Source organism: Pseudomonas sp. JR33AA (assembly GCF_021378985.1).
Classification (GTDB): domain Bacteria; phylum Pseudomonadota; class Gammaproteobacteria; order Pseudomonadales; family Pseudomonadaceae; genus Aquipseudomonas; species Aquipseudomonas alloputida.
Map to the genome: position 1 here is coordinate 273,095 of NZ_JAJSAW010000004.1, position 24,807 is coordinate 297,901.

General features: G+C 64.9%; 24 protein-coding genes. 22 read left to right on the plus strand and 2 right to left on the minus strand.

Annotated elements, in window-relative coordinates:
• The first annotated feature begins 54 nt into the window (after positions 1-54).
• The 19 genes from LVS58_RS09385 (at position 55) to qhpG (ending at position 17,993) form a co-directional block, all read left to right on the plus strand.
• Entirely contained in the window at positions 55-1,545 is a 1,491-nt protein-coding gene (locus tag LVS58_RS09385) for a cytochrome c/ABC transporter substrate-binding protein (protein ID WP_233690831.1), read from the plus strand.
• 12 nt (positions 1,546-1,557) lie between these two features.
• Positions 1,558-2,199: a SurA N-terminal domain-containing protein gene (locus LVS58_RS09390; RefSeq protein ID WP_233690832.1), complete on the plus strand. Its 642-nt coding sequence runs from the start codon at positions 1,558-1,560 to the stop codon at positions 2,197-2,199.
• 249 nt (positions 2,200-2,448) lie between these two features.
• A complete protein-coding gene (locus LVS58_RS09395) occupies positions 2,449-2,982 on the plus strand; it encodes a response regulator (RefSeq protein WP_233690833.1) in 534 nt (177 codons plus the stop codon).
• 60 nt (positions 2,983-3,042) lie between these two features.
• Positions 3,043-4,830, plus strand: a complete 1,788-nt coding sequence (locus LVS58_RS09400) for a GspE/PulE family protein (protein WP_233690834.1) — start codon at positions 3,043-3,045, stop codon at positions 4,828-4,830.
• Positions 4,814-5,593 (plus strand): hypothetical protein, encoded by a 780-nt coding sequence (locus LVS58_RS09405; protein WP_233690835.1) that lies wholly within the window; start codon positions 4,814-4,816, stop codon positions 5,591-5,593. The genes LVS58_RS09400 and LVS58_RS09405 overlap by 17 nt, the downstream gene beginning before the upstream one ends.
• Before the next feature lies 1 nt (position 5,594).
• Complete coding sequence (locus LVS58_RS09410) at positions 5,595-6,137, plus strand: pilus assembly protein (RefSeq protein WP_233690836.1); 543 nt, start codon at positions 5,595-5,597, stop codon at positions 6,135-6,137.
• Positions 6,124-6,687 carry a type 4a pilus biogenesis protein PilO gene (pilO, locus tag LVS58_RS09415; RefSeq protein WP_233690837.1) on the plus strand — a complete coding sequence of 188 codons (564 nt, stop codon included), beginning with the start codon at positions 6,124-6,126 and terminating at the stop codon, positions 6,685-6,687. Before LVS58_RS09410 ends, pilO begins: the two co-directional genes overlap by 14 nt.
• Positions 6,687-7,193 (plus strand): hypothetical protein, encoded by a 507-nt coding sequence (locus tag LVS58_RS09420; protein ID WP_233690838.1) that lies wholly within the window; start codon positions 6,687-6,689, stop codon positions 7,191-7,193. The genes pilO and LVS58_RS09420 overlap by 1 nt, the downstream gene beginning before the upstream one ends.
• Positions 7,190-9,055, plus strand: a complete 1,866-nt coding sequence (locus LVS58_RS09425; protein WP_233690839.1) for a secretin N-terminal domain-containing protein — start codon at positions 7,190-7,192, stop codon at positions 9,053-9,055. The genes LVS58_RS09420 and LVS58_RS09425 overlap by 4 nt, the downstream gene beginning before the upstream one ends.
• Positions 9,052-9,531 carry a type II secretion system protein gene (locus tag LVS58_RS09430; protein WP_233690840.1) on the plus strand — a complete coding sequence of 160 codons (480 nt, stop codon included), beginning with the start codon at positions 9,052-9,054 and terminating at the stop codon, positions 9,529-9,531. Before LVS58_RS09425 ends, LVS58_RS09430 begins: the two co-directional genes overlap by 4 nt.
• A gap of 5 nt (positions 9,532-9,536) precedes the next feature.
• Entirely contained in the window at positions 9,537-9,911 is a 375-nt protein-coding gene (locus tag LVS58_RS09435) for a type II secretion system protein (protein ID WP_003247965.1), read from the plus strand.
• Entirely contained in the window at positions 9,886-10,413 is a 528-nt protein-coding gene (locus tag LVS58_RS09440) for a type II secretion system protein (protein WP_233690841.1), read from the plus strand. The genes LVS58_RS09435 and LVS58_RS09440 overlap by 26 nt, the downstream gene beginning before the upstream one ends.
• Positions 10,410-10,811, plus strand: coding sequence for a curli production assembly/transport protein CsgE (csgE, locus tag LVS58_RS09445; RefSeq protein ID WP_233690842.1), 402 nt, complete (start codon positions 10,410-10,412; stop codon positions 10,809-10,811). Before LVS58_RS09440 ends, csgE begins: the two co-directional genes overlap by 4 nt.
• Positions 10,808-11,221, plus strand: a complete 414-nt coding sequence (locus LVS58_RS09450; protein ID WP_233690843.1) for a curli assembly protein CsgF — start codon at positions 10,808-10,810, stop codon at positions 11,219-11,221. The genes csgE and LVS58_RS09450 overlap by 4 nt, the downstream gene beginning before the upstream one ends.
• Positions 11,222-11,255: 34 nt before the next feature.
• On the plus strand, positions 11,256-12,107 hold the full coding sequence (locus LVS58_RS09455; RefSeq protein WP_233690844.1) for a CsgG/HfaB family protein: 852 nt from the start codon (positions 11,256-11,258) through the stop codon (positions 12,105-12,107).
• Positions 12,108-12,395: 288 nt separating this feature from the next.
• Positions 12,396-14,306: a sigma-54-dependent Fis family transcriptional regulator gene (locus tag LVS58_RS09460; protein WP_233690845.1), complete on the plus strand. Its 1,911-nt coding sequence runs from the start codon at positions 12,396-12,398 to the stop codon at positions 14,304-14,306.
• A 1-nt stretch (position 14,307) separates the two neighbouring features.
• Positions 14,308-16,041 carry an ABC transporter ATP-binding protein gene (locus LVS58_RS09465; RefSeq protein WP_233690846.1) on the plus strand — a complete coding sequence of 578 codons (1,734 nt, stop codon included), beginning with the start codon at positions 14,308-14,310 and terminating at the stop codon, positions 16,039-16,041.
• Positions 16,031-16,708: a subtilisin-like serine protease QhpE gene (gene qhpE / locus LVS58_RS09470; protein WP_233690847.1), complete on the plus strand. Its 678-nt coding sequence runs from the start codon at positions 16,031-16,033 to the stop codon at positions 16,706-16,708. Before LVS58_RS09465 ends, qhpE begins: the two co-directional genes overlap by 11 nt.
• Positions 16,701-17,993: a flavin-dependent monooxygenase QhpG gene (gene qhpG, locus LVS58_RS09475; RefSeq protein ID WP_233690848.1), complete on the plus strand. Its 1,293-nt coding sequence runs from the start codon at positions 16,701-16,703 to the stop codon at positions 17,991-17,993. The genes qhpE and qhpG overlap by 8 nt, the downstream gene beginning before the upstream one ends.
• A 76-nt stretch (positions 17,994-18,069) precedes the next feature.
• Here qhpG and LVS58_RS09480 read toward each other — a convergent pair whose 3' ends face one another.
• On the minus strand, positions 18,070-19,383 hold the full coding sequence (locus LVS58_RS09480; RefSeq protein WP_233690849.1) for an alginate export family protein: 1,314 nt from the start codon (positions 19,381-19,383) through the stop codon (positions 18,070-18,072).
• Between the two features lie 140 nt (positions 19,384-19,523).
• Positions 19,524-21,017, minus strand: a complete 1,494-nt coding sequence (locus LVS58_RS09485) for an aldehyde dehydrogenase family protein (RefSeq protein WP_233690850.1) — start codon at positions 21,015-21,017, stop codon at positions 19,524-19,526.
• A 412-nt stretch (positions 21,018-21,429) separates the two neighbouring features.
• Here LVS58_RS09485 and peaA point away from each other — a divergent pair, with 412 nt between their 5' ends.
• Genes peaA through qhpC form a run of 3 tightly spaced genes read left to right on the plus strand, consistent with a single transcriptional unit; the run spans position 21,430 to position 24,799 of the window.
• Positions 21,430-22,995 (plus strand): quinohemoprotein amine dehydrogenase subunit alpha, encoded by a 1,566-nt coding sequence (gene peaA, locus LVS58_RS09490; RefSeq protein ID WP_233690851.1) that lies wholly within the window; start codon positions 21,430-21,432, stop codon positions 22,993-22,995.
• A 48-nt stretch (positions 22,996-23,043) separates the two neighbouring features.
• On the plus strand, positions 23,044-24,474 hold the full coding sequence (gene peaB / locus LVS58_RS09495; RefSeq protein ID WP_233690852.1) for a quinohemoprotein amine dehydrogenase maturation protein: 1,431 nt from the start codon (positions 23,044-23,046) through the stop codon (positions 24,472-24,474).
• Position 24,475: 1 nt separating this feature from the next.
• Positions 24,476-24,799, plus strand: coding sequence for a quinohemoprotein amine dehydrogenase subunit gamma (qhpC, locus tag LVS58_RS09500; RefSeq protein ID WP_014590799.1), 324 nt, complete (start codon positions 24,476-24,478; stop codon positions 24,797-24,799).
• Positions 24,800-24,807: the final 8 nt, after the last annotated feature.

The following is a 24,807-nucleotide window of genomic DNA, read 5'->3' on the forward strand; positions in this document are numbered from 1 at the left end:
TGGCATCAGTTTTTGTGGGCGCGGCCTGCGATATGGCTCACATGCTTGCTTGGCATGGCATTTTCAACCTCAGCCTTGGCCCTGGAGCTGACCGACCACGAACAAGCCGGCAAACGCCTCTACCGCGAAGGTGTCTCCAGTAGCGACGTTCAACTGCAAGTCCGGGTCGGTGCCAGCGATATCACAGTCCCCGCCACGGTGCTGCCCTGCGCCAGTTGCCACGGTAACGACGGGCGTGGCCGTGCCGAAGGCGGTGTTCGCCCCCCTGGCCTCGACTGGCAACGCCTGGCACTCGGCCAGGGCCCGCGCGAGGCCAACGGCCGCCGCTATCCGGCCTATACCGACAGCAGCCTGGCGCGGGCCATCCAGCAGGGTATCGACCCGGCTGGCAATCGCCTGGACCCGGCCATGCCACGCTTCGAGTTGACCTTGGCCGACCAGCGCAACCTCACCGCCTATCTCAAACGCTTGGCCCAAGAACGCGACCCTGGTGTGGAGGAGGGCGTGTTGCGCCTTGGCACACTGCTACCCGCGAGCGGTCCGCTGGCCGAAGCCGGGCAGGTGGTGCGTGCCGTGCTGGAAGACGGCGTGGGTCAACTCAATCAGCAAGGCGGCATTCACGGGCGGCGCCTGGAACTGGTGGTGCTGGACCCAGGTTCCGACCCGGTCAGTGCCGAACGCGCCTTGCAACAGTTGCTCGAGCAAAAGCGGGTGTTCGCCCTGATCGCGCCATTGGTGCCCATGCTCGACCAGCGCCTGGCGACCGTGCTGGCGCCACAGAACGTGCCGATGGTCGGCAGCACCCCGCGCAGCGGCGGCAGCGCACAGATCTTCGATCCGTTACCCGGCTTGCCCGAGCAATTGCTGAGTCTCGCAGACCATGCCCGTGTGGCGCTGGGCTTGGCGCCGGATGAGTTACGCGTGGTGTATGCCGGCAACGAACACGCCGCGCTCGCCGAGCAGGTGCGCGAGCGTTTAGGGCAGCAGGGCTGGGCGCTACCCGCTATCCAGGCTTTCGACGGTCAGGCGGTGGACGGGCAGGGCATTGTCTTCCTTGGCCGCGCCCAGGCCTTTGCCGAGTTGGCGGCGGCGTTGCAGGTGGCGGGCCGCGAGCCCTACCTGTTCGCCGCGTCCAGTCAGGTAGCCGGCGCTGTGGCGCGTTTGCCGGCGCAGTGGTCACAGCGGCTGTTTCTGGCCTACCCCTACGTGCCAGAAGACTGGACCGAGCAAGGCCTGGCTACGCTCGCCGGGCTGCAGCAGCGCCAGGGCCTGGACCCGCGTCAGGCGTCGTTGCAGGTCAATACGCTGTGCGCGTTGCGCCTGCTGAGCGAAGCGCTGAAGCAGATTGGGCGGGATGCCAGCCGCGAGCAACTGATTGCTGCGCTCGAAGGCCTGCACGATGTGCCCACCGGCCTGACCCCGACACTGGGCTTTGGCCCTGGTCGCCGCCAGGGCATGGCAGGCGCCCATGTGGTGGCGGTTGCCCTGCCCGGGCCACGCTTTACTGCGGTCACCCCCTACCGGCCAGTGCCGGTCAGCCCTTGAGCGGAGGTTGTCATGCGGATCGTGTGGTTGTGTCTGTTGCTGGTATTGACCAGCGTGAGCTGGGCCGATGTGCCCGTGGCGCGGGTCAATGGTGTCGAGATCGGGTTGATGCGCCTGGAACGCTACTTCAGCGAGTACCTGGACGCCCAGGGGCGAGCGGTGACCAGCATCCGCAACCCAGGCCTGTACAAACGCCTGCGTGACCAAGCGCTGGACGAGCTGATCGACAAGGAGTTGTTGTGGCAGGAAGCGCAACGGCAAGGCATTGCCGTCAGCGATGAACACGTGTCGGCGCAGATTGGCGAGGTGGAAGCGGCATTTGGCAGCCCGGCGTTATTCGAAAGGCGCCTGGCAGAGGCGGGCTTCGATAGGGCGCAGTACACTGAGTACACCCGGCACGAGATGGCTGCCCAGCAAGTGTACGCCCAGCTCAGCGCAGTCGACGCGCCGAGCCAGGGCGAAGTGGAGGCATTTTATGATGCCAACCAGCAGAGACTGCAAGGATCGCAGAACCAAAGTGATAATCCATCGGTCATACGCGAACACGGCCTGGCCTTGGCCAGGGCAACGCTCATCGGGCAGCGGCAGGCGCAGGCGCGCCAATCCGTGCGCCAACGTTTGCGCGAGTCCGCTAAAGTGGAGATCGCCGACTGAGGCCGTTGAGGGCGCTTGCCCCAATGCTGGGGAATTAGGATTTGGCAATGTGCCATCATTTTCCCCGCTTGTGGGGAACAGGACGGGTGCGCCTGCTCAGTGTATGTCGGTTGCTGGCCGGCATCCCAGTAAAATCAGTGGTTTACAGTGGTGCAACATGACTATTCACAACTGGCACGAAGCCTGCTCAAGTCTCCACAAGGGCGTACTTCGCAGACCGGGGAACCGGGCAGTATTTGGGAGTCGACCTTGGTGAACAGAGTATTGGTAGTCGATGACGAACAGACCCTTGCGCAGAACCTGCAAGCGTATCTGCAGGCGCAAGGCCTGGACGTTCACGTTGCCCACGACGGTGCCAGTGGTATCGAACAGGCTGAAAGCCTGGCACCGCAAGTAGTTGTGCTGGATTACCGCCTGCCCGACATGGAAGGTTTTCAGGTTCTGGAGGCTGTACGCAAGAACAGGCAATGCCACTTCGTGCTGATCACTGCGCACCCCACCGTCGAGGTGCGTGAGCGGGCCGCCGAACTCGGTGTGAGTCACGTCCTGTTCAAGCCGTTCCCACTGATGGAACTGGCGCGTGCGATCTTCGACCTACTGGGCATCGAGCGCCGGCGCAGGGCCACGGACAACCCGGCCGAAGGGTTCGTCGAACGACGCCAGAACAGGAACGAATCGTTCCCCCTGCAGTTGTACGATGGAAGCTGGGTGTTGGCCGACCGCCGCCGTAATGGCGCCAAGCCACCAGGGCCCAGCGACGATCAACTGCTCACAGGGGAATAGCGGCGCCCGCACCCCTGGCCGAGCCAGCCTGCGACGCGCCCCTGAGCGGAGTCGCAGGCCATGCCAGAAGCACTCGATACAACCCCGGAATCTGCAAAGCCTGCACCGGCCCTTTCGCGGGTGAACCTGCTCCCACAGGATTGCGCTAGACCTGTAGGCGCGGGTTCACCCGCGAACGGGCCGGTACCGGTGAACCAGTGCCAGACCTACCCCCGCGAACTGCTGGCCCAGGCCCGCCTGCAAGCCACCGACGAACGCCTGGTCAACTGCCTGGAGCGTCTGGCCTGCGACACCCCGGCCACCTTCACCCAACGCCTGGGCCTGACCCTGCATTATCCGGTCCTGGACAGCCACACCCTGCTGGCCAGTACCCCTCGCTTCGACAAGGTCAGCCTGGCCGTGTGCCTGAAGCGCGAGTTCGTATTGATCGAGCAGGGCGGCCAACTGCTGGGCGTGTTCGCCGACCCCTTCGACCACGCCCGCCTGGCCTGGATCGACGACGTATTGCAAGGCGCGCCGCTTTACCTGGCCCACGCCGCCGACCTGGCCACCTTTCTGGCCCGCCATGAAGAAAGCTTCCACGCCGTCGATGCCCTTGACCACGACCCCGACGCCAGCAGCGAGAGCGACCCACTGCAACGCCTGTCGCTGGCCAGTATCAGCGAAGACCAGAGCCGCGTGGTCAAGCTGGTCAACTCCACCCTGTATGACGCCCTCAAGCTGCACGCCAGCGACATCCACCTGGGCATGACGGGCCAGGGCCTGACCATCAAGTACCGCATCGACGGCGTGCTCAACGGGGCCGGCAAGGCCAGTGGCAGCGCCTTCGCCGACCAGGTGATCTCGCGCATCAAGGTCATGGCCGAACTGGACATCGGCGAAAAACGCGTGCCCCAGGACGGCCGCTTCAAGGTGGCCGTGGGCGACCGTCAAATCGACTTCCGGGTGTCGATCATGCCTAGTATCTTCGGTGAAGATGCCGTGCTGCGGGTGCTCGACAAGCAGGACTTGTCCGACCGGGTCAGCGGCGTGCAACTGCAAGCCTTGGGCTTCGCCGACGAAACCTTGCGCGCCCTGCGTCGGTTGGCGGCAGAACCCTACGGCATGATCCTGGTCACCGGCCCTACTGGCAGCGGCAAGACCACCACCCTGTACGCCATGATCAGCGAGATCAACCATGGCGTGGACAAGATCATCACCATCGAGGACCCGGTCGAGTATCAACTGCCCGGCGTATTGCAGATCCCGGTCAACGAGAAGAAGGGCCTGACCTTCGCCCGCGGCCTGCGCTCGATCCTGCGTCACGACCCGGACAAGATCCTGGTCGGCGAAATCCGTGACCCCGATACGGCCCAGATTGCCGTGCAATCGGCGCTCACTGGCCACCTGGTGTTCACCACCATCCACGCCAACAACGTGTTCGACGTGATTGGCCGCTTCAGCCAGATGCAGGTCGACCCCTACAGCTTCGTTTCTGCGCTCAACGCCGTACTGGCCCAGCGCCTGATTCGCCTGGCCTGCCCGCACTGCGCCATGCCCTGCGAACACGATGACGACACCCTGTATGGCTCAGGCCTGACCCGCGAGGGTGTGGCCGGCTGGACGTTCGTGCGTGTCAAGGGTTGCGGCCAGTGCCGTGGCAGTGGTTACCGCGGCCGCAGTGCCATTGCCGAGCTGCTGCACCTGGATGACGACCTGCGGCAAATGATCGTGGAGCGCCGCCCGCTGGCGCAGATCAAGACGCTTGCCTGCCAGCGCGGCCTGCGCCTGCTGCGAGCCTCGGCCCTGGACCTGGTCCGTGATGGCCGTACCACCCTTGAGGAGATCAACCGTGTCACATTCATCTGACCGTTACTGCACCGTATTGGGCGCCGAGGGTGTCGGCCTGGGTCGCTGGCACAAGAATCACCACCAATGGCTGGGTAGCTGCGCGTTCAGCAGCGATGCCACCCAACCGGCCTGGGATGCTGCCGTCGACGGGCTGGCTGCACTGCTGGCCGAGCATGCGGTACGTGGCGCCCAGTTGCAGGTGTTGCTGTCGGCCCGCTACAGCCGCTTCTGCCTGGTGCCCTGGAGTGACGCCATCGGCCACCCTCGCGAGATGGACGCCTATGCCCGCGCTTGCTTCGAAAACCTCTACGGGCAGCCTTTGGACGACTGGCGCATCGTGCTGTCACCGGAGCCTGCCGGTGCCGCCCGCATCGCCACGGCGCTGCCCGAAGCCTTGCTGCAGCGGCTGCAGGCACTGGGCCGGGAGAGCCGCCTGAACCTGCGCTCGGTGCAGCCCTACCTGATGGCTGCCTACAACCGTTGCTGGGCACAGCTGGAGCAGGGTGACTTCCTGTTCGTGCTGGCCGAGCCGCGCCGCAGTGTATTGCTGCTGGCCGCCGGCGGTGCCTGGCAGCAAGTGCTGGCACAAGGCTGTGCTGACAGCGACCAGGCCCTGCAAGCACTGATCGAGCGTACCTGTGAGCTGTACGGCGAGCACCTGCCGCGGGTGTACCTGCATGCCCCGGGCCGGTGCGACGTGCCGCAACTGGCGGCGGTGCAATTGTGCCAGCCGGCCAGCGATGCCGACCCACTGTGCGCCATGTGGCGGACGGTGGCCTGACATGCGCCGCCTCGACCTGGAATTCCAGCCACGGCGCAGCGGCCCGCTGGTCTGGTCGCTGCTCGTCCTTGCCAGTGCCATGGTCGCCGGCCTGGTGCTGCTGCAGCAACGCTTGCAGACCGAGCAAGTGGCGCTGGAAGCCAGCGTCCATAGCCTGGAACTGCAACTGGGCCGCCGCCCGGCCATCGCAGAACCCAGGAACAGCGCTGCCAGCCGGGAGCAGGCTGAGCGTCTGGCACAAATGCGCAGTGTGTCGCAGCAACTGCAGCGCCCTTGGCAGCAACTGTTCGCCATGCTTGAAGCCATGCCGCAGGACGACGTCGCGCTGCTGGGTCTGACGCCGGATGCGCGCAAGGGCCAGGTGCGCATTGCCGCCGAGGCGCGCAACCTCGAAGCGATGCTGCAGTACCACCAGCGGCTGGAAGCCAGCGACGAGCTCAGCGATGTGTCGCTGCTCAACCACGAAGTGCTTGCTGCGCGGCCCGAGCACCCGGTGCGCTTCACCCTCACCGCCACCTGGGAGACCGGCCATGCACGCCCTTGAATCGTTCAGCAGCCTGATCCTCCAGGAGCGCCTGCGCGTTATCGGCCCGGTGGGCCTGGCTGCCATAGCCGTAGGCCTGCTCGCCATTGGCGTGGGGTGTGCCGGTGTGCTACCGCAATGGCAAAGCGTGCGCGAACTGCGCGCCAACGAAGCGCAGGCCAGCGAACAGGTCGGGCGTGTCAAGCGGGGTGAGCTGAAGATTGCGGTCCAGCCCGAGCAGCAGGCGCTCGACAGCCTGCGCCGGCAACTGCCCGGTCAGCCCCAGGCCAGCGAGCTGATCGAGCGTCTGTACCGCCTGGCCAGCGCCGAGCGCATCAGCTTGGCCCGCGGTGAATACGCGCTGGGCATCGACCCCAAGACCCAGCTGGCCCGCTACCAGATCGTGCTGCCAGTGCGCGGCAGCTACCCGCAGATTCGCGGCTTTATCAAGGGCCTGCTCAGGCAGCTGCCGACGCTGGTGCTGGAAGACCTTGAGCTGCAACGCAAACGCATCGGCGACAGCGAGCTCAATGCCCGCCTGCGCATGACCCTTTACCTGTCGAGGTCATGATGAACACACAACGTGCAGTCATCTGGGCCAGCTTCCTCGGCGTGAGCGCGGCGCTGGCCTGGGCACCGGACCATTGGTTTGGCCAGGACGATGGCGTCGCGGCCTTCGCGGGTAAACCCGCTCCTACAACAGAAAGCGCTGCGTCCATTGTAGGCGCGGGCTTGCCCGCGAAAGGGCCGGAACAGGCCTCCGGCGACCTGTTCCCAACCCAGCAATGGACCAAACCCAAAACCCTGGCCACGGTCACCGAACAACCCGTGATGACCGCACCTGTCGTCGCCGCGGCCCCGACGGCCCCGGCACTGCCGTTCCAGTTCATCGGCCGCATGGGTGACCGCGACGACCTGCAGGTCTTCCTGCAGAGCGGCGAAAAGCTCTACGTCGTGCGCCAAGGCGACGTGATCGAAGACACCTATCGCCTTGATCGGGTATCGGCCGGCGAGCTGAACCTGGTCTACCTGCCTTTGCACCAGTCGCAGACCTTGTCTGTCGGGAGCGCACCATGAAGTCGTCAAAGCTGTGCAAGCCTGCTCCGTTTCTGCTCGTGGCGCTGTGCGTGGCCATTGCCGGTTGCGGCTCCAGTGCGGTTCGCCAGGACAGCGACCAGTTGATGAAAGAGGGCCAGTACGAGGCCGGCATCGCCCGCCTGGAAGAGGCGCTGCGCGAAGACCCGCGTGACACAGAGCTGAATATCGCCCTGGCCCACAGCCGCCAGGCGGCTGTCGAGGCCCTGATTGCGCAGGCCGACAGCGACCGCGTCCGCCATGACTTCGCCAATGCCCGCATGGGCTACGGGCGGGTGCTCACCCTGGAGCCAAACAACCGCCGCGCCCAGGAAGGCATTCGCCAGTTGGAGCTGATCCGCACCCTGGACGAACGCATAGCGCTTGGCCAGGCGGCGCTGCGCCAGGGCGACCTGTTCGGTGCCGAACGCTACATGCGCGAAGTCTTGCGTCTGGACCCGCAGAACCAGAAGGGCATGACCCTGCGCAGCGACATCGAAAACGTGCAGGCACGCACCGCGCAGCCGTACCCGCAATTGCGCAGCAAGCTCGAGCGGCCGGTCACCCTGGAGTTTCGCGATGCCAACCTGAAGACCATCTTCGAAGTGCTGTCGCAGGTGGCCGGCATCAACTTCATCTTCGACAAAGACCTGCGCCCGGACATGAAGGCCACCATCTTCGTGCGCGAGGTGCGCATCGAGGATGCGATAGCGCTGCTGCTGGAACAAAACCAGCTGCGCCAGAAGATCGTCAACGACAACACCGTGATGGTCTACCCCGACTCGCCGCAGAAGACCAAGGACTACCAGGAACTGGTGATGCGCACGTTCTACCTGACCAGCATTGACGCCAATACCGCGTTGAACATGGTCAAGACCATGCTCAAGACCCGTGACGTGTTCGTTGACGAGCGCCTCAACACCCTGACCATGCGCGATACCTCCGATGCCGTGCGCATGGCCGAGAAGCTGCTGCAGTCGCAGGACCAGTCAAACCCCGAGGTGGTGCTGGAAGTGGAGGTGATGGAGGTGGCTACCTCGCGCATCCTCGACCTTGGCCTGCAATGGCCCAACACTTTCGGCGTGCTGAGCGACGATGGCAACCCGGTCAGCGTGCTCGACCAGCTCAAGGGCATCAATTCCAGCCGCATCAGCATTGCGCCGGCGCCGCAGGCCAAGATCAACGCCCAGGACAAAGACATCAACACCCTGGCCAGCCCGGTGATCCGCGTCAGCAACCGCGAGCAGGCGCGCATCCACATCGGCCAGCGGGTACCGATCATCAGCGCCACCTCGGTGCCGTCCACCCAGGGCCCGGTGATCACCGAAAGCGTCACCTACCTGGACGTCGGCCTGAAGCTAGAAGTGCAGCCCACCGTGCACCTGAACAACGAAGTGGCGATCAAGGTGGCGCTGGAGGTGAGTAATGCCACCCCGCTGGAGGCCACCCGCCAGGGCACCATCCCGGTCCAGGTCGACACCCGCAACGCGCAGACCAGCCTGCGCCTGCATGACGGCGAAACCCAGGTGCTGGCCGGCCTGGTGCGCAACGACCACAACGCCAGTGGCAACAAGATTCCCGGCCTTGGTGACATCCCGGGCCTGGGCCGGCTGTTCGGCAGCAACAAGGACGACATGAGCAAGAGTGAGCTGGTGCTGGCGATCACCCCGCGCATCGTGCGTAACCTGCCGTACCAGAGCCCGTCTGACATGGAGTTTGCCACGGGCACCGAGTCGGCCATGCAGGTGCGCCAGATGGCGCCACTGCCGCCGATGGACGTCCCTGGCCATGCGCCGACCACCGATGAACCGGTCGTGGACAGCCAGATGGCGGTCGCCCCGGTCAACGGGAGCCCCCGGCCATGAACGCCCGGCGTCGCATGCACGGCTTCAGCCTGATCGAGGTGGTGCTGACCCTGGCACTGCTCGGGTTGCTCGCCAGCATGGCGGCGCCGCTGACCGAAACGGTGGTACGCCGCGGCAAGGAGCAGCAATTGCGCGAGGCGCTGTACCAGATTCGCGACGCCATCGATGCCTACAAGCGGGCCTTCGACGCCGGCTACATCGAGAAGCGCGTGGATGCCAGTGGCTACCCGCCGAACCTGCAGGTGCTGGTAGAGGGCGTGCGCGATGTGCGCAGTGCCAAGGGCGCCAAGTTCTACTTCCTGCGGCGCATCCCGCACGACCCGCTGGTGGCGGCAAAGGATGAAGACGAAGGCGGTTGGGGCCTGCGCGCCTACGACAGCAGCCCCGACAACCCGCGCGAGGGCGACGACGTGTTCGACGTGTATTCCAGGGCCCGCGGCAAAGGCCTGAACAATATCCCTTACGGGCAATGGTGACAGCCATGAAGCGCAGCAAAGGCTTCACCCTGATCGAACTGCTGGTGGTGATGGCGATCATCGCCACGCTGATGACCATCGCCATGCCGCGCTACTTCAACAGCCTGGAAAGCTCGCGCGAGGCCACCCTGCGTCAAAGCCTGGCCGTGCTGCGCGAGGCGCTGGACCACTACTACGGTGATACCGGCCACTACCCCGATTCGCTGGAACAACTGGTGGAACAACGTTACCTGCGCAACACACCGGTCGACCCGATCACCGAGCGCAGCGATGCCTGGCAGCTGGTGCCGCCGCCCGAGGGCGTGGCGGGCGGCGTTGCCGATATCAAGAGCGGTGCCACAGGGAGGGCGCGTGATGGCAGCCTCTTCGCTGAGTGGTAAGGCCAACGGCGGCTTCACCTACCTGGGTGTGCTGCTGTTGATTGCGGTCAGCAGCGTAGCCCTGGCGGCCACCGGCACAATCTGGGCAAGCGCCGCCCAGCGCGACCGCGAACGCCAGTTGCTGTGGGTCGGCAGCCAGTATGCCCAGGCCTTGCGCAGCTACTACCGGGCCTCGCCAGGGCTGGCCCAGTACCCCCAGGACCTTATCGACCTGCTGCAGGACAACCGCTTCCCGCAGGCCAAACGGCACATTCGCAGGCTTTACCCTGACCCGATCAGCAACAGCAACGAATGGGGCCTGCTGCGCTCGATCGACGGCCGTATCACCGGGGTGTACAGCCGCTCCGACGCCACCCCTTTCAAGCGCAGTGGCTTCAGCGCCGAATGGAGCGGGTTCGAGGGGATGGAGCACTACAGCGACTGGCAGTTCGTCGCCGAGCAGGCCTTTACCGAAAGTGCACGCGGTGTGCAGACGCAGGCAGGCCCGGGAGGCACGCCATGAAGCCCCTGGCTGCGCTGTGCCTGAGCCTGCTGCTGATGGCAGGGGTGACCACCTGCGCCAGGGCGGGTGCTGAAGACGAGATGCAGGGTTTTATCGTCGACAACACCATCTCGCACATCGGCCACGACTTTTACTACTACTTCGCCGACCGCCTGCGTGCCACCAGCCGTCTGGACTTCAACCTGGTGGTACGCGAACGCCCGGATGCCCGCTGGGGCAGCCTGGTGACGGTGGAGTTCGAGCGTGAAGTGATGTACCGCCGCTTCCTGCCACCCAATACCACCGAGCTCAAGGACGAGGCCGTCGCCGCTGCCGACCTGGTCAAGCAGCAGATCATTCAACGCAAGCTGCAACGCCTGCTACAGGACACCACCGACTTGGAGAGGGACGAGCTATGAACCACCGCATACCCCGTTGCGTTGCCGCCTGCCTGCTGGCCAGCGCCTGTGCTGCCCAGGCCACCGAGCTGGTGTACACCCCGGTCAACCCGGCCTTTGGCGGCAACCCGTTGAACGGCACCTGGCTGCTGAACAACGCCCAGGCGCAGAACGACTACGACGACCCGGACCTCAAGGACCGTGCCTCGGCCTTTACCGGCACCACGGCCCTTGAGCGCTTCAGCAACCAGTTGGAGTCGCGGATGTTGTCGCAGTTGCTGGACAACATCAGTAACGGCAACACCGGCAGCATGGCGACCGATGCGTTTCTCATCGACGTCATCGACGATTCCGGGGCCTTGAGCATCAAGGTCACCGATCGTGCCACAGGAGAGATTTCGATCATTGAGGTCAGCGGCCTGAACCCCTGAGAGGGAAGGGCTTTTATGTTGGGGAGAGAACACCATGAAACGTCTGCTGAGCGCGCTGCTGATCCTCACCGCCCTGGGCCTGCAAAGTGGTTGCAGCCTGCGCGAACCCATGTCGGCCGAACAGGACTCGGAAACCCCGACCCTGACCCCTCGGGCCTCGACCTACTACGACCTGATCAACATGCCACGGCCCAAAGGCCGGCTGATGGCTGTGGTATACGGCTTCCGCGACCAGACCGGGCAGTACAAGCCCACCCCGGCCAGCTCGTTTTCCACCAGCGTCACCCAAGGCGCGGCAAGCATGTTGATGGACGCCCTGAGCGCCAGCGGCTGGTTCGTGGTGCTGGAGCGTGAAGGGCTGCAGAACCTGCTGACCGAGCGCAAGATCATCCGTGCTTCGCAGAAAAAGCCGGATGTAGCCGAAAACATCATGGGCGAACTGCCACCGCTGCAGGCCGCCAACCTGATGCTGGAGGGCGGCATCATCGCCTACGACACCAACGTGCGCAGCGGCGGCGAAGGCGCCCGTTACCTGGGGATCGACATCTCTCGCGAGTACCGCGTCGACCAGGTCACCGTCAACCTGCGCGCCGTGGACGTGCGCACCGGGCAGGTGCTGGCCAACGTGATGACCAGCAAGACCATCTACTCGGTAGGGCGCAGTGCCGGGGTGTTCAAGTTCATTGAGTTCAAGAAATTGCTGGAGGCCGAGGTGGGGTATACCACCAATGAGCCGGCGCAATTGTGCGTGCTGTCGGCGATTGAATCGGCGGTGGGGCACTTGCTGGCGCAGGGGATTGAACGGCGGCTGTGGCAGGTGGCGGGCGATGCGGGGGAGGGCACGGCTACGGTGGACAAGTTCTTGAGCCAGAATCTGCAGCCGTGATCGGGCTTGAGGGCCTCTTCGCGGGTAAACCCGCTCCTACAAAGGACCGCGCCAAGCCTGAGGCCAGCGCTGTACTTGTAAGGGCGGGTTTACCCGCGAAGAGGCCGATGCAGACAACGCAATCAGGTGATTGCCTCCGATACCCCGGGGCCTCCTCTCAAAACGCGCGCCATGCCCCGGCCACGCCGCATTCATCAACCAGATGACGCCCAGCCATTTCTCCCGCACACTGCGGAAAATTCCCAAGCCCGTACCCCGTCACATTGCGGGGCACAGCCGGAGTAGAAAATGGCGCGACAACTTATAACAAACGCCCACGACCCGCTGCACGAATCCCGCGAGGCCCGCCTGAAGCTGGCCAGCGAAGGCGAACTACCGCTGGGCATGCTGCGCGACGAGATCGATGCCTCCTGGCGCCGCAGCCTGGGCCACGGCCTGGACTGCCTGCAGGGCGAACAGGTCGGCCTGGGCCTGCAACAGGGCCATGACCTGCGTATGCTGCTGGAGCGCAACCGCCTGCTGATCGATGCCGTTACCCCCGAACTCGACTACCTGGTCGCGCGCCAGGGCAAGGCTGGCATCGTCATCCTCGGCGATGCCCAGGCCAACGTGCTGGCCATCGAAGGCCAGAAGCACGTGCTGCAACGTGAGGGCCTGCGCGACCTGCACCCGGGTAGCTGCTGGAGTGAATCGCTGCGTGGCACCAACGCCATCGGCACGGCCGTGGTCGAAGGCCGGCCGACACTGATCAACTGCGGCGAACATTACCTCGACCGCCTCAGCCCCTTTTCCTGTACTTCCGTCCCACTGCGCGACCCGCGGGGCGAGGTGATCGGCGTGCTCGACATCACCCGTGAAGGGGTGATGGCGCAACCGCAGGACAGCCTGTCGACCCTGATGCTGGCTGCCGGCAACATTGAAGGCCGCCTGTTTGGCCTGTGCCATCCGGAGCATCTGGTGCTGGCCTTCCACAGCCGCCCGCAGTACCTCAACAGCGCCTGGCACGGCCTGTTGGCCCTGAGCCTGGACGGTGAAGTGCTGGCCGCCAACGACAGTGCCTGCCAGCTGTTGCAGGTGCCGCGCCATGAGCTGATCGGCCGGCGCAGCACTGATCTGCTCGGCGAGCGGTCGCCTGCGTTCATTGCGCGCCTGTGGCAGGGCGGTGTGAGCAGTGTGCAGACGGCCAAGGGCGAGTTCCACTTCCGTGCCTTGCAGCTGCCACGCCATGGCCGGGTCAATGGCAGCACGCCGGCAAGCAAGCCGGTGCTGGGCAAGCAGTCGCCGGCGCTCTATGCACTGGCCGGTGGTGATCAACGCCTGGCGCGCAACCTGCGCATGGCTCGCCAGGGGCTTGGCAATGGTTTGCCAGTGCTGCTGCTGGGCGAAACCGGTACCGGCAAGGAAGTGGTCGCTCGCGCCTTGCACCAGGCCAGCCCGCGTGCCGACAAACCGTTTGTGGCAGTCAACTGCGCAGCTATACCCGAGGGGCTGATCGAGTCCGAACTGTTCGGCTATCGCGAGGGCGCCTTTACAGGTTCGCGCCGGGGTGGCATGGTCGGGCGGCTGATGCAGGCCCATGGTGGCACGCTGTTCCTCGACGAAATCGGCGACATGCCGCTGGCCCTGCAAGCACGCCTGCTGCGGGTGCTGCAGGAGCGCCGCGTGGCACCATTGGGGGCGGGTGACGAGCAGGACATCGACGTGGCGCTGATCTGTGCCACCCACCGCGACCTCAAGCGCCTGGTCCAGGAACAGCACTTCCGTGAAGACCTGTACTACCGGGTCAACGGGGTGTCGCTGCGCCTGCCGGCCCTGCGCGAACGTGATGACCTGGCGGCGATCATCCAGGGCCTGCTGGACAAGGCCGATGCGCGTGGCGTAACCCTCGACCCGGCGTTGACCGCGTTGCTCGAAGGCTTCGACTGGCCAGGCAACATCCGCCAGCTGGAAATGGTGGTGCGCACCGCCCTGGCCATGCGCGAGGACGGCGAGCAGGTGCTGACCCTCGATCACCTTACCGACTGCCTGCTGGACGAACTGGCCAGCAGCGCAGCGCCCTCCGGCAGCCTCAAGGACCATGAACTGGAACAGATCCGCGGTGCTCTGGCGCGTCATCAAGGCAACGTTTCGGCCGCCGCCGAGGCACTGGGTATCAGCCGGGCGACGCTGTACCGCAAGCTCAAGCAGTTGCGCGGCTGACGTGGGCGGCCTGTTCGCAAGGCTGGTGGATTCCAGCGACCCTGTACTCATGCGCCAGGCTTTGGCCTGGCTGTATGGTTTCGTGCGCCCGCACCGGCGTGCCATCGGCCTGTTGCTCGGCTTGTCGCTGGGTGCATCGCTGCTGGCGCTGGCGCAACCCTGGCTGGTCAAGACCCTGATCGACGAAGGGCTGTTGGCCAAGGACTACCAGACCCTCTGGCACATGGCGGCAATCATGATCGGCGCGGGCCTGCTGGGCACTGTGCTGGCTGGGGTCAACCGCTACCTGCATACGCGCTTGTCGGGGCGCATCCTGTTCGCCCTGCGCGACGACCTTTACCGCCATCTGCAGCAATTGTCACCGACCTTCTACGGGCGGCGGCGTATCGGCGACATTCTTTCGCGGCTGGATGGCGATGTGGCAGAGATCCAGCGCTTTGCCGTGGACTCGCTGTTCTCGGCGGTGTCGGCGGTGATCGGCCTGGTGGGCGCGGTGGCGTTGATGCTGATGCTGTCGTGGCAGTTGTCCCTGTTGCTGGCGCTGCTGGTGCCGATCGAGGTGCTGTGGCTGCGCTGGATGCGGCGCAAGGTGGAACGCGAAGTGCGCAACTTGCGGGAGCGCTCGGCGGATGTGTCGTCTTTTCTGGTCGAGACCCTGCCGGCGATGAAGTTCATCCAGGCGGCCGGACAGCAAGGCCGGGAAGCAGGGCGCCTGGACCAGCTTGGCCAAGGTTACATGCGCCAGTTGCTGAAGGTGCAGGTGACGGAGTTTTTCACCCAGGCCATCCCCGGCACGCTCACCTCGTGGTGCCGCGCCTGCGCGTTCCTGGTTGGTGGTTGGTGGGTTATCCAGGGCACCTGGCAGCTGGGCGCGCTGATCGCTTTTTCAACTTACATGGGCATGGCGGTTGGGCCGGTGCAGAGCCTGTTGGGCTTGTACGTGGCGGTGCAGCGCATGGCTGTCAGCCTGGGAAGGGTGATGGAATTGAAGCAGGAAGCGGTAGCGGTACATCAGACCGCCAACCCGAAGCCCATCCCCGATGGCCCCGGCGAGTTGCGCCTGGAGGCGCTGAGCTTTGCCCATGAGGGGCGCCAGGGTGCGGTACTGAACAACGTGCAGGTGAGCATCCCGGGTGGCCTGAAAGTCGCCATCAGCGGTGCCTCCGGGGTGGGCAAGTCAACCCTGATCGACCTGCTGCAGCGCTTCTACGACCCGGACGCCGGGCGCATCCTGCTGGACGGCACCGACCTGCGCGACCTGGACCTGGCTGCACTGCGCCGGCGTATTGCGGTGGTCAGCCAGGACATTGTGTTATTCCGTGGCACCTTGGCGCAGAACCTGGCCTACGGTGTGCCTGAGGCCAGCCGTGAAGCGCTGGAGCGGGTGGTGCGCCTGGCGCGGCTGGACAGCCTCGTCGACAGCCTGCCGTTGGGCCTGGACGGCCTGCTGGGCGAGCGTGGCCAGCAGTTGTCTGGCGGGCAGAAGCAGCGTATTGCCATCGCCCGCGCGGTATTGCAGGCTCCGGCGATCCTGGTGCTGGACGAGGCCACTTCGGCGGTGGACGAAGCCACCGAGCGCGAAGTGATCGCGGCCATCGACCAGCTGTTCGCCGGCCGCACGCGCATCCTGATCAGCCACCGGGCTTCGACCCTGGCCGATGCCGACCTGCACCTGCAACTGCATGACGGCCAGTTGCAGGTGCTGGCGCAGGAGGTGATCAAACATGGGCACTGACGTGCGCGTTGGCCTTATCGACAGTGGCTGCTCGCCGGAGCAGGTCAGCGGTTTGCTGGACGCCCGCCGTTTCTGGCTGGAAGACGGCCAGTTGCGCGAAGGTGAAATGCTCCCTGACCAGCTTGGGCACGGCAGTGCGGTGCTCGCCAGCCTGCAACACGAGGCCGGCCCGGTGTCGGTGCTGGTGGCTCAGGTGTTCAGTGCCCAGGCCAGCACCAGTGCGTTGCAGGTGGCTGCCGCATTGCTGTGGCTGGTGGAGTCGGGGGCAACGCTGGTCAACCTCAGCCTGGGCTTGCAGCAGGACCGGCCTGTATTGCACCAGGCCTGTGCCGAGGCTTTGGCTGCGGGTGTGCTGTTGTGTGCATCCAGCCCGGCGCAGGGTGGTCCGGTGTTCCCGGCCAGCTACCCAGGCGTCATTCGGGTCACTGGCGACGCCCGCTGTGCACCGGGCCAGTGGTCGTGGCTGGGGACTCGACAGGCGGATTTTGGCGCGTATGTGGGCGCGGGGGAGCGGGCGGGTGCGAGCCTGGGCTGCGCGGCTTTGAGCGGGAAGATTGCTGCCTTGCTGCGGGATGCCCAGGGCATGGACCGCCAGCAGGTGCATGACTGGTTGCGTGAGCATGCAGCCTTCAAAGGCCCCGAGCGACGAGGTGCCCGCCATGGCTGAGCCGCGCATTGTGGTGCTGGGCGCCGGCCCTGCGGGTGCCGCTACGGCCATTGGCCTGCGGCGGCTGGGTTACAGCGTGACGGTGGTGTCGCAGTGGCGCCGTTTCGCGGCAGTTGAAGGCGTTTCGCAGCGGGTGCTGGAGGGCTTGCGTCACGCAGGCCTTGGCGGGGCCTTGAGCCAGGCGGCCATGCCGGCCACCCGCCAGGTGCACTGGAACGGCCAGCACCTGCACATGAACCAGGAGTTTTTGCTCGACCGGCAGCGCTTTGACCAGGCGCTGCGCGAAGATCTTCAGCGCGCAGGCGTGAGAGTGGTCGAGGGGCGGGTGCGTGAGGTCGTGCAGGCGGGCGGTCATCATGTGCGCCTGGACGATGGGCAGGTGCTGACCGCTGATTTCCTGGTCGAGGCCCGAGGCCGTCAGGCGCCCCTGGCCGCAGACCGCCTGCGTGGGCCGGAAACGGTCAGCCTGCTCAATGTCTGGCAGGGTAGCCCCGGTGCGCCTGCGTCGGCGGTGGAGAGCCTGGAGAATGGCTGGGCGTGGATGGCACGGCTGGAAGATGGCCGCTGTTACTGGCAAGTCACCCAGGACGCGGCAGGGCTGCCGGGGAAGGCTGGGTTGGCAGCGTACTGCGTGGCGTTGCGGGGCGGCAGCGCGTTGGTCGCCGAACTGTTCGACGATCAGGCATTGATACCGGCCCAGGTGCATGCACGCAGCAGTACCGCCATTCTGGCGGGTGAATGTGTCGGGCAGGACTGGATCCGGGTGGGCGATGCGGCGATGGCCGTTGACCCGCTGTCGGGCAACGGGATTTTTCAGTCGCTCTCTTCGGCATTGCAGGCGCCGGTGGTGGTCAATACGCTGCTGCGCAGGCCTGAGCGGGCCGAGTTGGCGCGGCAGTTTCACCAGCAGCGGGTCGAGCAACTGTTCTTGCGTTTTGCCCGCATTGGCCGGGATTTCTATGCCCAGGAACAACGCCGGGTGGGTCAAGCGTTCTGGTCACGCCGCCAAGGCTGGCCGGATGCGCAACCCCTGCATCAGGCGGCTGATTGGCAAGCGGTGCGGGTTGAGCGGCGGCCGGTACTGCGTGATGGGCTGGTGGATGCGGCCGAGGTGGTGGTGACAGCGGACCAGCCGTTGGGGGTGTGGCATTTGCAGGGGGTGGAGTTGGCGCCTGTGGTGCGAAAAATACGCAGTGGCCGGCCTGTTGAGGCGGTGTTGGCAGGGCTTGCGGCTGAACAGCAGGGCAGTGTGCGGCGCTGGCTGGGGGAGCAGGGCTTGGCTTGAGATTGTTGGGGCCGCTTTGCGGCCCATCGCGACGCAAGGCCGCTCCCACAGTGACCATACAACCCAGGACGTCGGATCAGAAGAAGGTACCGACGACCAACTGCAGGTAGGTCCCGGTATCGCGCCCACCCAGTTGCGTACCGCCATTGGCCGCACTGCGGTCCGGCTTGTAGAACCCCGCCACCGGGCTGATCAGCAGGTGGTCGTTGACCATCCACTCCACATACAGGTCCAGCTCGCGCCCGCCGAGGTTGCCCTGGTCGGTGTCCAGCGTGTCGAAGTCGAAGTACAGCGCGCCGACGGTCAGGTTGTCCCGTGGTTTGCCCTTCAGCGCTACATGGTGCACTTGGCTGTTCTTGTTGAAGGGCCCGGCATAGTTGGCTGCCACTTCACCCTGGAACCAGGTGCCGTAGCCCCGGCTCAGGCCATAGAACAGCGGATCGAAGCCTTCGGAGAAGCGGCTGTAGCGGTAGGTGGCGGTCGGTGACCAGGGCAGTTGGGAGAAGGTCCAGTTGCCCTCAAGGTACCAGGCATTCTCGCGCCCGCCGGTCTTGTCCTGGGTCACGTACTCGGCGGCCAGCTCCAGGTCTTTGACGCCCAGGTTGCCGCGCCCGCGCAGGCTGGCGGTGTCCATGCCGTCGCGATGTTCCAGGCCCATGATCTGCGCGTAACGCGGGTCCACGTCGAGGCCGCGGATCCAGCTCAGGCCGACGGTACCGGTATCGGCGACGTGCTCCAGGTTGGCTACCGCCAGGGAAGTGTCGGCCTGGTAATGGTTGTCGGACTTCAACCACATCAGGTCACCGCGCCAGCCCTGATTGCCACCCAGGCGCAGCACGGCGGTGCGGTCGAAGGCCTTGCGTGCGGCAAGGTAGTAGGCACCGCCGCGATCGAAGTTGGCCCCCAGGTCGACCTTGCCCAGGTTGACCGGGTCACCCTGGATCAGGAAACCATCACCCAGGGTGACGACCTGGCGGCCACCGGAAATGTCCACGCCATCTTCGCCCAGCGCCGGGAACAGGTTGGCCGAGCGCCAGCCCAGGTACAGGTCTTCGATGGCGGTGCGGCGTTCGTCGCCCAAGGTCAGGCCGGCGGCGTCGCCATCGCCCCAGGTGGCGGAACTGAGCAGGCTGAAGGCGCCGTAGAGGGCGCCGCTATCGGCCAGGGTCTGGCTGCCGCTGAGGCCGTACTTTACGTAGCCTTCCTGCCAGGCGGTGCTGCCGGGTTGGCGGTTGCCGGCCTGGTTGAAGCTTTCGTCGCTGTGGAAGACGCCGAACAGGGCTTCGAGGTTGGCGTTGAGGGTGGTGCCATCGTGGTTGTACAGCTCGTAGGCTTGGCTGGCGGGGGCGGTTAATAGCAGGGCCAATGTGCAGGCGAGGGTGTGCCTCATGGGGTTTGCTCCATGGTTTTTTATTGTTGTTTTTTTGTTGCCTGTACCGGCCTCTTCGCGGGTGAACCCGCTCCTACATCAGGTAACACATGCCGTGTAGGCGCGGGTTCACCCGCGAAGAGGCCGGTACAGGAAAAAGATCAGAGCTTGATCAAGACCGATTTCAGCTCGGTGTAATGCTCGATGGCCGCTGAGCCCATCTCACGACCAACGCCGGACATCTTGTAGCCACCAAACGGCAGCGCCGGGTCCAGCGCGCTGTGGCAGTTGACCCACACCGAGCCGGACTTGATGCGCGGGATCATGCGGTGCACAGCGGCCAGGTCGTTGGACCAGATACTGGCACCCAGGCCGTAGGGATTGTCGTTGGCCATGCCGATCACTTCGTCGATGTCATCGAATGGCATCGCCACCAGTACCGGCCCGAAGATTTCTTCCTGTACCAGGCGATGACGCTGGTTCACATCGACAATCACCGTCGGCTTGACGAAGTATCCAGGCCCGAAACCTTCACCCCCGCAGGCGATGGTAGCCCCCAGTTCGCGGCCAAGCTCGATGTAGCCGGTGACGCGGTCCTGCTGCTTGGCTGAAATCAGCGGGCCCATCTGCACCGACGGGTCCAGCCCGTTGCCCAGCTTCATGGCATTGGCAATTGCGGCGATGTCGGCCACCACATTGTCGAAGTGTTTGCGGTGCACATACAGCCGCGAGCCTGCGCAGCACACCTGCCCCTGGTTGAAGAAGATCGCCGTGGCCGCACCGGCTGCGGCTTCCTGCAGGTTGGCGTCGGGCATGACGATGGTCGGCGACTTGCCGCCCAGTTCCAGGGTGACGCGGGTCATGTTGTCCATGGCTGCCTTGCCGATCAGCTTGCCGACCTCGGTGGAGCCGGTGAAGGTCAGCTTGTCTACGCCGGGGTGGCGGCTGAGCGCGGCGCCGGCGTTCAGGCCGGTACCGGTTACCACGTTGAACACGCCGGCCGGGTAGCCGGCCTCGTCGACCAGCTCGGCCAGCTTGAGCACGCTCAGTGGGGTTTCATCGGCGGGCTTGAGCACCACGGTGCAGCCGGTGGCGAGTGCCGGGCCGAGCTTCCAGCAGGCCAGCAGCAGTGGGAAGTTCCAGGCAACGATGGCGCCAACCACGCCCACTGCCTCGCGGCGCACGAAGCCGTGGAACTGGTCGTTGGGCATCAGCGGCATGGACGCTTCGACGGTGCTACCCTCGATCTTGGTGGCCCAGCCCGCCATGTAGCGCAGGAAGTCGATGGCCAGTTGCACGTCCATCACCTGGGCCACGGCGGCGCTCTTGCCATTGTTCAGGCATTCCAGTTCGGCCAGCTGGCGCGCATCGCGCTCCATCAGGTCGGCCAGGCGCCACAGCAGGTTCTGTCGCTCGCGAGGGCGCATGCGGCTCCAGGGCGAGTCGTCGAAGGCCTGGCGCGCAGCGCGCACGGCGCGGTCGACATCTTCGGCCTCTGCGGCCGGCACTTCACCCAGTACCTCGCCGGTGGCCGGGTTGCGGAACGACAGGGTGCGACCGCTGGCGGCGTCCTGCCAGTCGGCACCGATGCGCATCTTCAGCTTGCGTTCGAGAAAGGCGCGGGTGGCGGGCAGGATGGGCAGTTCGGAAAGCATGGGGCTGTGCCTCTTGTCATTGGATGTGACGGGCACTGGCGCAATGGCCGTGCCAAGCTGGGCAGATGGCAGCAAGGCATTGAGCTGATTGGGTTTTGCGGTGATGCAAGGTTCGGATTGCAAGGGTGCGCTGTTGCACATTGAGACGGTGTGAGACGGTGGTGAAACACTGCCTGTGCGTGCCTCTTCGCGGGCAGCAGGCCCCTGTCTCAACATGAAACACGCTGTCGCGAAATGGCACGCTGCAAATGGCCATCTCTGCTGCTGGTGAAACCCCGAAAACCGCTTAAAAGGTTGAAAGGAAAAGCTTTTATTGCAACTGGCACAGTTCCTGTATCGCAACCTTCACATGCACACCTGCTGTACCAAAGCGTGCGAAAACGATAAGAACAACAACCGTGGAGGTCTGACCTTGAAGACGACTCGACTCCGGCGGCATGCGGGCAAACTGGCGCTGGTCGCCGCCGCGCTGCTGAGCACCCAGGCCATGGCGGCCGAGCAGGGCCCGAGCCTGTTGCAGAACAAGTGCATGGGGTGCCATATCCCCGAAGGCAACGATACCTATAGCCGCATCAGCCACCAGCGCAAGACGCCGGAAGGCTGGCTGATGAGCATCGCCCGCATGCAGGTGATGCATGGCCTTCAGATCAGCGACGACGACCGCCGCACGCTGGTCAAATACCTGGCCGACAAGCAGGGCCTGGCGCCCAGCGAAACCGATGGCGTGCGTTACGCCATGGAGCGCCGGCTCAATACGGTCGAGCACTTCGACACCCAGCTCAGCGAGACCTGTGGCCGTTGCCACTCCGGTGCCCGTGTTGCCTTGCAACGGCGCCCGGCGAAGGAGTGGGAACACCTGGTCAACTTCCACCTTGGCCAATGGCCTTCCCTTGAATACCAGGCCCAGGCGCGTGACCGCGATTGGCTGCCGATTGCCCTGCAGCAAGTGGTGCCGGACCTTGCCAAGCGTTACCCGATGGAAAGCGCGGCCTGGGACGAATGGCAGAAGGCCAAACCCAAGGCGGACGTACTGCCGGGGCAATGGGCATTCAGCGGCCATATGTTGGCCAAGGGCGATGTACGTGGGGTGATGAGCGTCACGGCCGCAGAGGGCGATACCTTCAAGGTCGAGGTCAAGGGTGCTTACGCCGACGGTACACCGTTCAACGGCAGCGGCTCGGCCATCCTGTACAACGGTTATGAATGGCGGGGCAATGTGAAGGTTGGCGATGCCAACCTGCGCCAGGTGTTCGCCGCGCTCGATGGCGAAATGAAAGGCCGTATGTTTGAAGCCGATCACGATGAACGAGGCCTGGACTTCAGCGCCGTAAAAGAAGGCAAGGCGCAGTTGCTGGCGGTACAACCGGCGTTCATCAAGGCCGGAGACGAAAGCGAAATCACCCTGGTTGGCAGCGGCCTGGCTGGCAAGCCGGACCTGGGCGCCGGGGTGGAAGTGACCGAAGTGCTGGAGCAGACCCCGACCCTGGTAAGGGTCAAGGCCCGCGCCGCGGCCGATGCCAGGCCAGGGCTGCGCGAGGTGGCGGTAGGTGCGCTCAAGGGCGTGAACCTGGCGGTTTACGACAAAGTCGATGAAGTGAAGGTCGTGCCGGCGTTCTCCATCGCGCGCATTGGCGAGAACGGCGCCGCCGTGCCGAAAGTGCAGGGGCGTTTCGAGGCCGAAGCCTGGGGCAAGGATGCCAATGGCCAGCCGCTGCGTATCGGCTACCTGCCGGCCAGCTGGAAGGTCGAGCCGTTCAACGAGCGTGCTGTCGAGGATGAGGACGTCAAGTTCGCCGGGCAGATGCAGGCCGACGGCGTGTTCGTGCCAGGCGGTGCCGGGCCCAACCCTGAGCGCAAGATGATGACCAACAACGCCGGTAACCTGAAGGTCATCGCCACGCTGGCCGACGGTGGCCAGACCGGTGAAGGGCACATGATCGTCACCGTACAGCGCTGGAATAACCCGCCGCTGCCGTAACGGCAGGCTGCAACGGTTTTCCAACGGATCGATTATCGGGAGGTCGCCATGGGCGTACTACTGAACCTGGTCGAACGCAACCTGCACGAAGTACAGGTTGATGCCGACCGCATGCTGTTCCATATCCCCAGCAGTTCGCTGTTCACCGCTGACGCGGTGACCGGCGGCATCATCGACACCTTGCGCCAGCAAGGCTGCTCGGCCGAGGAGCTGATGCAGCGCCTTGGCCAGCAGTTTGCCGGCGACGATATCCAGGACACCCTGCGCGAGCTGATCGCGCTGGAGCTGGTCAGCGACGGCTCGCCGCTGACCCCGGAAATCGCCCTCAGGCAGGTCGAGCGCACCGCGCTTAACACCGTTGTGCTCAACGTCAACACCGGTTGCAACCTCAGCTGCACCTATTGCTACAAGGAAGACCTGGACAAGCCATCCGCCGGCAAGAAGATGAGTGCCGCCACCGCCGAAGCCTCGGTGGAAATGCTGCTCAAGGAATCACCCAACGAGCAGCGCTACAGCGTGGTGTTCTTCGGTGGCGAACCGCTGTCCAACCGACCGTTGATCGAGCACATGGTGGCTTACTGCGAGCGGCGGTTCGCCGAGGCGGGCAAGCAGGTGGAGTTCATCATGACCACCAACGCTACCTTGCTGACCGAAGAAATCATCGACTGGCTCAACGCTCACCGCTTTGGCTTGTCGATCAGCATCGATGGCCCCAAGACCGTGCACGACCGCAACCGTATCACCGTGGGTGGGCAGGGCACCTATGACGTGGTGCGGCGCAAGGCCGACCTGCTGCTGTCGCGCTACACCAGCCGGCCGGTGGGCGCGCGGGTCACGCTGACCCGTGGCATCACCGACGTGGAAACCATCTGGAACCACCTGTTCAACGAAATGGGTTTCGCCGAGGTTGGCTTTGCCCCGGTTACGTCTGGTGATATGGCCGATTTCAACCTCACTGGCGAAGAGCTGGTGCAAGTCTTCGCCAACATGAAGTCCCTCGGCCGGCGCTACCTGGAGGCGGCACTGGAGCACCGCAACATCGGCTTCTCCAACCTGCATCAGTTGATCACCGACATCCACGAAGGCCACAAGAAGGCCCTGCCGTGTGGCGCCGGGTTGAAGATGCTGGCAGTGGACCACGAAGGTGAGCTGAACCTGTGCCACCGCTTCACCGGCTCCAGCCTGCCGACCTTCGGTAACGTGCACCAGGGCGTGAAGCAGGCGCAGCTCAACGACTTTCTGTCGCAGCGCCTGGACCGCAGCAACACAGGCTGCGAAAGCTGTCGCATCCGCAACCTGTGCTCCGGCGGCTGCTACCACGAAAGCTATGCGCGCTACGGCGACCCGCAGCACCCGACCTATCACTACTGCGAACTGATGCGCGACTGGGTGGACTTCGGCATTGAAGTCTACAGCCGCATCATGGCCGCCAACCCGGCCTTCATCGATCGCTATATCACCCCGCGGAAGGCGCACTGACATGAAGCACTTGAAGCCCCTGAACAACAAGGCGCGCATCCTGGAGCAGGCTGCCGCCGAAGACCGTGTCGAAGAAGTGATGGCCATGAGCGCGGTGGCAGGCTGCACGGCCACTACCGACCCGGGCTGGGAAGTGGACGCCTTTGGCGGCGTGAGCTCGCTGTGCCAACCGATGGAGGCTGACCTTTATGGTTGTTCCGACCCTTGCTGGTGGCCGGCCCAGGTGCCGGACATGATGAGCACCTACCAGGACTGGAACGCCCAGGCGACCAACTCGGCAGAGGATTGGCGCAACCTCGGCACCGTGTTCCCTAAAGACAAGTGACGGCCCAA